Origin of the sequence: Synechococcus sp. H55.11 (genome assembly GCF_047462475.1) — a bacterium.
GTDB lineage: Bacteria > Cyanobacteriota > Cyanobacteriia > Thermostichales > Thermostichaceae > Thermostichus.
In genome coordinates this window covers 2,729-3,848 of record NZ_JANSJI010000271.1, presented here as the reverse complement: position 1 = coordinate 3,848, position 1,120 = coordinate 2,729, and the positions used below count along the sequence as shown (strand labels likewise).

The 1,120-nt window shown below is 61.6% G+C and carries 1 protein-coding gene; it reads right to left on the bottom strand.

Going from position 1 to position 1,120, the window contains the following annotated elements:
* Positions 1-22: 22 nt before the first annotated feature.
* A partial coding sequence (locus tag NW853_RS10945) for a glycosyltransferase family 9 protein (RefSeq protein WP_414349023.1) occupies positions 23-1,120 on the bottom strand: 1,098 nt, incomplete at its 5' end.

Genomic DNA, 1,120 nt, shown 5'->3' with positions numbered 1-1,120 from the left:
GGGAAGAGATCGGCTGGAAGTCCTAGGTCTTCTTTAGAATCTCCTGCAGGTAGCCGATGACTGTTTCTGGCCGGAGGTGGGCCATGCAGGGGTGGCCCTCCACCAGGCAGGCTTCGTTTTTGAACTTGTTTTCCACGCAGACCCGGCATTTATAGGAAGTTTGGGTAACGTAAACGTGGGGCAGGCGAGGTGCCCACAGCCGCACCGGGCTAGCTCCATCGCCATCGGCATCGTTGCCAAACAGGGCAATGGTGGGGCAGCCCACGGCCGCCGCAATGTGCATCGGCCCCGCGTCCACGGAGATACAGACCCGCGCCCGCTTCAGGGCCCCGGCCAATTCGATCAAGCTGGTTTTGCCCCGCAGGTCGATCATCCCCGTTTGCGCCAGCAGCTCATCTTCGCCGCCGCCGTGGTAGAGGGATCGCTGCAGCTCCGGGGCACTGCCGATTAGCCCCACCTGCAGGCCCTGCCCCCGGCACCACTGGATCACCTGGCGCCAGTACTCCAAGGGCCACATCTTGGCGCGGCGGGTGGTGGTGATGTGCACCAGGACTTCCGGCACGGGAAAATCGGGATCCCGGCTGGGCAGCTCCAGGCGGAAAAAATCTGTTTCCACATAAGCCAGGCGGCAGAAGATCTCGGCAATGTAGTTGCTAGTGAGAATATCTTTGTAGCGCTGCAAAAACTCCAGGCTGTTCCAGTCGTCGTCCTGGAGCATGCGCTGCACCGGGTCGGGGCCGGGATCCAGCTTGCGGCGAAAATCCAAGGTCAGGCCGGCCCCGGCAATGTACTGGGGTCGCAGGGCCGTCACCGCCACCAGGTTGAGCTCGCTGAACTCGTCGCAATTGATGGCCAGATCATAAGGCCCGGCCTGGGCCACACGATCCCGCACTGCTGCTGTTAGGGCCTCGAGGTAATCGGGGCGGCGGCTGTAGAGGGGGAAGCTGAAGTCGATATAGGGACAGTGAAGCTCAAAGTCGCGCGTAATCTCGCTGCCGAAAAAATCCAGCACACAGCCGGGGTATTTTTCCTTGAGGCCACGCAGGAGGGGGACGGTGACCACGAAGTTGCCCACCTTGCTGGAAGAAAATACCGCTAGATGAGGCCGTTCCCGCAGGGG